A 7,381-nucleotide genomic window follows, 5' to 3' on the forward strand; every position below is an offset into this window, starting at 1 on the left:
GGTGTTAGTTAAGCGTGATATCGACGCTATAAGGCTCTAGCTTTTCGTCACAGTGATCGCAGCGAACCACGCCATACAGCGGCGAACCGCAGAGGCTGTGTTCAAGAGACATCGGGCGCCCCTTGTTCTCTTCGTCACACCATTGATCACCCCATTGCAGTAACGTCAAAAAGTAGGGAAACAAGTCCCATCCCTTTTCCGTTAAATAGTATTCAAAGCGGCGAGGACGCTCCTGGTAGGCACGCGCACCGAAGACACCCTGTTCCTCAAGGACTTTCAGGCGATCACTTAGGATATTTGTGGCGACCGGTAGTTCTCGATGAAACTCGTAGAAACGGGAATACCCGTGGTAGGCCAGCGCAATCACATTCGCCGTCCATCGGTCGCCCACAATATCTACAAGATTGCGGTAGATGCTTCGATCACTGGGCACGATCGATGATGATATTGATGACCTGCGCCGGACCTTTTTTATTCGAGTATCGCGTGTTGCGCCAACGCCGGGGCCATAGCTAACGTGGCGCCCGTCCACGGCGGCATCGCACTCGCGACAGCGCATACTGGGGGTAAAAACGTGGCCACAAGGCGTATGTTTAAGTTTCACTGCGTCCAGTGTCGGTGTACGGAAGTACCTCCGTTCCCAGGCGATTGCCATCATGGCGGTGGCATGTAGGCCAATGGATTTTCGCGTGAGATGATATTCGCCGCCGCGGCGGCCCTTGATATCCGGGGCCTTGCGAAGGCAATCGATTTTTTGCAGCCACTTAAGTCGTTCCGACAGCACGCCCCGCGATACGCCGGTGGCTTCGAGCATGCCATTAAAGGTGTTGATACCCCAGAAAACCTCTTGGATGATTAAGAGGCACCACTTATCCCCGACCTGATCTAAGGCTCTAGTGATAGAGCTGGCGCGGGTGAGCATCGACCCAGGCGAGCTGACTTCAGCGGGTGTTGGTGGTGAAGCGTCTGCGCTCATGGTCTTGCAGGCTATCCGGTTACATTCATTTTTGCGTACTCATTCGTGTTGACATTATCGCATACGGAACATAATCTCGGCTTATAGGTTCGATAATGCAAGTCTATTGAATCTTGTTGATGGATGCCCTGCCAAATAATCATACAAAAAAAGGAAGCACCTGATGAAAAGAACAAACCCTGCTAGAGCGTCTCGCCGGGATCAATTGTTTAAACTGACGCCCTTAAGCGCTGCGTTGATGGTGATGCCACTGACGATGGTGTTGTCGCCACAGCATGTCGGCGCGCAGTCCTTGGAAGAGGTCGTGGTAACTGCTCAGCGGCGTGAGATCGGCCTGCAGGATTCGGCACTCTCAGTATCGGCGTTTTCCGGCCAGCAGTTAGAAGAAGCCCAGGTGTTTAATGCTGGCGATCTTGCCCAGACTACCGTAGGCCTGTCTTTTACCAATCCAACCCCATTTGATATGGAGCTGAACATCCGGGGTGTCATGAACACTCGTTTGGATGCCCCCAGTGCTTCCCGCTCTATCGGCGTATTTTTTGATGAGGTAGTGGTTGGCCGAATGGGGCTTATGAGTATGGACTTCTATGACCTTGAACGGGTCGAGGTTCTGCGTGGTCCCCAGGGCGTACTCCTTGGCAAAAACGTCGTCGGAGGCGCGGTAAACATCATTACTGCCAAACCAGAAATGGAAACCTCCGCGGCCATTCGTGCGCAAGTCGGCAACCTCGGCGCAAAGTTGTTGTCCGGTCATGTGAACGTTCCGATCACTGATAAATTAGCCGTGCGCGGTTCTATGCAGGTGCGCCAGAACGATGGCTTCGCTTCTAATGCTTATACCGGTCGCGATCTTCACAACCTCGATAGCACGCAGGCGCGTTTGTCATTCCTGTATGCCGGCGACAATGATTTTGAAGCACGACTCACCTTCGAATACATGGAAGATGAGGGCAATGGCACCTGTGGTATTGGTGAGGGCGGCAACCCCTGGTCTGTCGTACGCGACGGTCTGGGTCTCACGGATATTCGCAAGTGCGCGCCAGAGCCGGTGCAGTACTCCACCATTCCCGGTGATTCTTTGCAATTCTACGAGCGTGAGGCAACCAGCCTGACCTTTAGACTTGAAAAGGGTTTCCAAAATTCTCGATTGGTTTCTATCACAAGCTATCGTGACGGTGACGGTCAGAGTCAATATTCTCAGACAGGTCTGGGTCCCGACGCACCGGGCGTGATAGACGAAGTGGCCTCCGGTGGCCCCAATGCGTTTTCTTATGCTTTTGCCTTCGACTTTCCGGTGCGTGAAGCAGAAGACCTGAGTCAGTTTACGCAAGAGTTCCGTTTGGTCTCTGACAACGACGAGAGCCCCTTTGACTACATCATGGGTGTTTACTATCAAGAGGATGACGTTCAGAAGAACGACCTATTTTGGTCTGAGATTCTCTTAGGCGTCCCATCGCTCAACGGTGAAAGTGAGTGGAATAACGAAGCTACTACTGAAAGCTATGCAGCCTTCGGTCAAATTGGCTACGAACTGACGGACGACCTGAAGTTTACCTTCGGTGCGCGTTATACCGAAGACGAAACCTCGGGCCAGGTGCGCGGTCTGGTGCGGGCCTTGGGTGACAAGTTTAATCCCGGTGACCAGGTACCGCTGACGCCGTTGAATGGTGAACCCGATGGTGCGGGTGGCATCAACTTTTTCCCATTGGGTGGTGGTTTTGACACTGCCTACGGTGATACTTGGGACGAACTGACTTTCTCTGGCATCGTAGAGTATTCAATCAATGACGATGTGTTCCTCTACGGTAACGTTTCGCAAGGCTATAAGAGCGGTGGTTTTCAGGATACCCCCAGCAACACCGCGGGGGCCACGCTGGCCTACGATCCCGAGACCGTGCTCAGTTATGAGCTAGGCGTAAAGTCGGAGTTTATGGATCGCCGTTTGCGAGTTAACGCGGCCGTATTCATGATGGACTATGAGAACTTACAGGTAGAGTTCACGAACGATGTGTGTCTTTGCAACATCGTGTCCAACGCATCCGACGCGAAAATTCAGGGAATGGAGCTGGAAGTTGACTTTGCAGCCACCGAAAACTTGCTTGTGTGGTTCAAGGGATCTTTTTTGGACACCGAGTATGAAAACTACGTGATCAGCACGGGAGACTTTTCGGGTAACCAATTGCAGCGTACGCCAGACAATCAGGTAAACACGGGCTTCGAATACACCACAGGTATGGGCGACTGGAGTCGTGCTCTGAAGTTCCGGCTCTCGTACACATGGCAGGATGAAATGCCCTGGGCCCACACCAACGTTTCCTATGAGGACGCCTACGGTATGCTCGACGGTCGTATTGGCTTGAGCCCCGAAGGACAGAACTGGACGCTCGCGCTCTGGGGTAGAAACATCACGGATGAAGAGCCTCGGGCTAACGTCATCGAGTTCCTCGGGGGCACCATCAGCCTCTACAATCCACCTCGCACCTACGGCCTTGAGGTCGGGTATCGCTTTTAGAGGAAACGCGCTTAAAGCCTTGTTACAGGGCTAAGCTTCGGAAGTGTTTTGAGACCGCTGAGGTTATCCACAGCGGTTTTTTTGTTTTCGAGCTGCGTACGGGTGTTGCTGAAGGGCGGAACTTAGTCATCCATTTGCTGGACGCCCATTGCACTGAGTAGAGATGCTTTGTCGTAATACTCACGCCATTCTTGAACCTTGCCGTCGCGGATGTCCAGTACACAGGCCACGGGTACTTGTCCTTCTTTGCCCTTGTAAGTAAACACATCCAGCCGCTCGATGAACACCGAATTGCCCGATACGCTGACGTTGCGAAGTTGCAGCTCAATCTCACTAAGGCCGGCGATGAGCTTTCCCCATTCTTGACGTATCACTTCCCGACCTTCCCGAGCCTGGGGTGGCTGCGTCATGCTCAAAAATCGGCCGTCCTCTGCGAATAGATCTGCAATAGCATCCACATCCCGGGCATTCCAGGCGTTGACCATCTCGTGGGCCACGACAATAGGGCTCTTTTCCTCCGCCTGAACTGATGCCACATTGAGGCTGGCACCGAGTGAGATAGCAGCGAGCAGAATGAAACCCTTTGAAATTACTTTGTTCATAGCTTTAGTCTCCTAAGAGTATTGGTACAGTGGGTGCAGAATGTTCTATGGAACGAACGGTGGCTTTGACCGTGCTTAGCGATCAAAGCGCGTTCGTTTAAGAGTGATTCCCGCAGCCTCCCGATCCCAGCTATCGGCCGTTACTCCTTGCTCGCGTATCTCTACCTTGCGAACCTTGTTAGTCGCGGTGCGGGGCAATGTCTTCATCGCGCGGAAGTATCTGGGGACCATGAAATGGGGCATTCGTGGAATGAGAAAGTCCGCTAGCTCTTGGGGGGAGACCTGGGGAGCTGTGGTGCTGACATAGGCCAGGAGGATTTCATCTTCCGCCAGCTCACTGGGTACGGCTACGGCGCAGACTTCACCTACACCGGGATGCTGTAGAGCCTCGGCCTCAACTTCCGCGGAAGAAACGTTTTCTCCCCGACGACGAATAGCGTCTTTCTTTCGGTCGACAAAAAAGTAGTTCCCGTCGCTATCTCGGCGGACCAGATCCCCCGTGTGAAACCAGCCGTTCTGCCAGGCTTTGGCGGTTGCGTCCGGTCGATTTAGATAGCTGTGGAAGAACGTCCAGGGGTGTTCACTGCGAACCAGCAACTCTCCGGGCTCACCGTCGGGTACGGGAATATCGTGGTCATCGACTACTCGACAGTCGCAGCCGCTTCGGGGTCTGCCGAGGGATCCAGCGATTCGGCAATTGATGTCAGCTATGAGCGGACCCGATAGTTCCGTCATGTTGAATCCGGAGAGATAGCTGAAATCAAATCGCTCACTGACTCTTATGGCCTGCTCAGTGAGCATCAAGGTCATCATGCGCAGCGTGTTATTGCGATCCGATGGTGAGGGCGGTGATTGCGCCAGGAAATCTGCCATGGAGCCAATGAGCCCCGAGGTCGCTGTCGCACCTTCTCGTGCAATACGTTGCCAGAACTCCTGGGTGCTAAAGCCCGGGTACAACGCGAGACATGCATCGTTACACAACGCCGCGACAACTGATCCGGCACCACCCACATGGAAAATCGGGAGCTCCGTGAGCATCGTGTCACCGCTATTGAGGTAGCCGTAAGTTGCCTGCGCCGTACTGTAGATATGGCCGTAGGGGCAGAGAACGCCTTTGGATGGGCCGGTGGTACCGGAGGTGAATATCACCGTTTGCATATCCCAGGGAGCGAGTTCCGCTGGCGGAGGAATGACATCCGGCTTTTGCGGGAGCTCCTCGATGCATATTGAGTTGTCCAATGAAGCTGAGGCGCCCTTGGCGGGTCCACACAGGAGCAATAAATCTGGCGCGCTATCTATGCCGCTTAAACGGTCAGCAAGCTGTGGATGCAGAATGAGAAGCCGTGCGTCGCATTCGCGCAGTACATGCGCAAGAATACTGCCGCGAAAGTCAGTGTTGAGCGGAACAAAAATCGCTCCGAGGTAGTTACAGCCAAGCCAGGCCTGTAGTAAGTCGGCGCTGTTTGGCATCCATACCGGTACATAGTCGCCCCGGCTCACGCCGTTTGCGGCCAATAACTCGGCCATTGCCTGCATCCGCAGCAGCGTCTGTGCAGCGGTCCAGTGTGTGCCGTCCGCAAAGCTAATCATTACTTTATCGGATTGTTGCGCTGCGCGACGCTCGATAACCCGCGGCAATACACAGTCATCAGTACTGGCGGTGCGACCGTCGAACCAGGGAGGGTGATTCGGCATTGCGGTTTCCATGACGATGTTAGTTCTGGAGCGCGGCGACTTGGGATGGATCGAGATATTCTTCTAGCTTGTGGATGCGCCCGTCTTTTACGGTACAGATTGCACAGGCGTACAACTCTACTGCTGTGCCATCTTCCATCTCTCCACGGAGAACATGCTGTTGGAGGTAGCCGTCGGCAAGTGACTCCAGCCGAACAATGTTGTAGCTCAGTTTTGGCAGCTTACGGTGCATCCAGTTCAGCGTCTTAACGTTGTCGTCGATACTTTGATAACCGCCGGGGTGAAAGCTGTGCCAGATAGTTGCGTCGGGGTGATACACCGCGCGCACTTCATCTCCATCGTTGTTATTCAGTGCGTTGAGGAATCGTTTGGCGACCTCAAGATGACTATCCGCGTTGCTCATAGCAAACCCTTTATTAATATTTAGAATTAGCAGGCCTATCCCTGCCGATCACCGACAGTTGCATAACAATACCTATAGTTCGTAATATAGCCAGTCAGCGTTGCCAGCGCCAGTTTTTACGGAGACACCGAATGAGTGAAGTACCTGCTATTGACCCCCAAAAACTTGCCGACATGATGTCTAAGCAGGAGATACGCGATGTTTTGTCGCGATATGCCCGGGGGGTTGATCGCGCTGACGGTCCCCTTCTGGCAAGCTGCTATTTTGACGATGCTATAGAAGAACACGGCCCGAACTACAGCGGTAACGCCATGGAATACATTTCCGGGGCGATGGAGCGTCTCAAGCAAATGGGTGAAATGGCGCACTATGTGTGTAGCTCACACATTGAGCTTGAAGGAGATGTAGCCTGGGTTGAGAGCTATGTGCTTACTTTCGCGCGTTTTGCCGGCGAGTCTGGGGATGTCGATACGCTTACCGGTGGACGCCTATGTGATCGCTTCGAAAGACGAGCAGGGGACTGGAAGATAGCCCATCGTCGTATCACCTTCGATTGGAACAACGATATACCCAGCAATCAGGGGTGGTGCCTTGGTATGTTTGATACAAAGTCACCGGGCTTTCATTACGGGCGCAAGGATCGCGACGATCTAAGCTACCAGCGACTGTAGCCATGCAGGTAGTTCTTCGCCTTGTTTTACCCGATTGATAAGGCTCGCATCTGCATAGTCCCGCCAGTGGGACACGAGGCCGTTGTGAAACTCAAAGGCGCCCATATAGGGATAGCAAATATGCTTGCCGTCAGTGGCGAGATAGTCGTCTACGCCTTCTAGCAACAGTGCATTGCCGCTCTCGGCACTTCGGGTAATTCGCCAGTGGTTGGTATCACTGATGTCCTTAGCAAATTGGTTCAGGAACTTGCGAACCCACTCTTTTCCGATAAGCGGACGCTCGCCTACTAAATAGTGATACTCGACATCATCGGTGAGCTGAGCCAGCACAGCTTCAACGTCTTTTCTCTTCCAAGCATCGATTATGTTCTGTACGACGGCGCGCTTGTCGGCAAGACCGGAGCTTTGGGCCATAGGGGATTCTCCTGGTGTATTACGCGAAGTTGGCTTCGCGCTGATCTGGATTTGTCGGCGGGCTTTTCTTGCCACACTACTACCAAGATAGTATCTTTCATAACAAGA

At 53.3% G+C, this 7,381-nt stretch carries 7 protein-coding genes; 2 read left to right on the forward strand and 5 right to left on the reverse strand.

The genetic code is table 11. The annotated features are described in order from the left end of the window. Nucleotides 1-4: 4 nt before the first annotated feature. Nucleotides 5-976, reverse strand: coding sequence for a winged helix-turn-helix transcriptional regulator (locus ACI9KD_RS10440; RefSeq protein ID WP_414981106.1), 972 nt, complete (start codon nt 974-976; stop codon nt 5-7). 163 nt (nt 977-1,139) lie between these two features. Here ACI9KD_RS10440 and ACI9KD_RS10445 point away from each other — a divergent pair, with 163 nt between their 5' ends. Then, complete coding sequence (locus ACI9KD_RS10445) at nt 1,140-3,488, forward strand: TonB-dependent receptor (protein WP_414981107.1); 2,349 nt, start codon at nt 1,140-1,142, stop codon at nt 3,486-3,488. Between the two features lie 122 nt (nt 3,489-3,610). On the opposite strand, the gene ACI9KD_RS10450 is transcribed toward ACI9KD_RS10445, so the two are convergent. The 3 genes from ACI9KD_RS10450 to ACI9KD_RS10460 all read right to left on the reverse strand — a co-directional run bounded on the left by ACI9KD_RS10450 (nt 3,611) and on the right by ACI9KD_RS10460 (nt 6,188). Further along, entirely contained in the window at nt 3,611-4,090 is a 480-nt protein-coding gene (locus ACI9KD_RS10450; RefSeq protein WP_414981108.1) for an SgcJ/EcaC family oxidoreductase, read from the reverse strand. 75 nt (nt 4,091-4,165) lie between these two features. Continuing rightward, a complete protein-coding gene (locus ACI9KD_RS10455; RefSeq protein ID WP_414981109.1) occupies nt 4,166-5,785 on the reverse strand; it encodes an AMP-binding protein in 1,620 nt (539 codons plus the stop codon). Nucleotides 5,786-5,804: 19 nt separating this feature from the next. Then, nucleotides 5,805-6,188, reverse strand: a complete 384-nt coding sequence (locus ACI9KD_RS10460; protein WP_414981110.1) for a nuclear transport factor 2 family protein — start codon at nt 6,186-6,188, stop codon at nt 5,805-5,807. Nucleotides 6,189-6,319: 131 nt separating this feature from the next. On the opposite strand from ACI9KD_RS10460, the gene ACI9KD_RS10465 reads away from it, so the two are divergent. Next, nucleotides 6,320-6,859 carry a nuclear transport factor 2 family protein gene (locus tag ACI9KD_RS10465; protein WP_414981111.1) on the forward strand — a complete coding sequence of 180 codons (540 nt, stop codon included), beginning with the start codon at nt 6,320-6,322 and terminating at the stop codon, nt 6,857-6,859. On the opposite strand, the gene ACI9KD_RS10470 is transcribed toward ACI9KD_RS10465, so the two are convergent. After that, on the reverse strand, nt 6,839-7,381 hold a 543-nt coding region (locus ACI9KD_RS10470), incomplete at its 5' end, for a nuclear transport factor 2 family protein (RefSeq protein WP_414981112.1). The two genes, ACI9KD_RS10465 and ACI9KD_RS10470, sit on opposite strands and share 21 nt — an antisense overlap.

Origin of the sequence: Congregibacter sp. (genome assembly GCF_047617445.1) — a bacterium.
Lineage (GTDB): Bacteria > Pseudomonadota > Gammaproteobacteria > Pseudomonadales > Halieaceae > Congregibacter.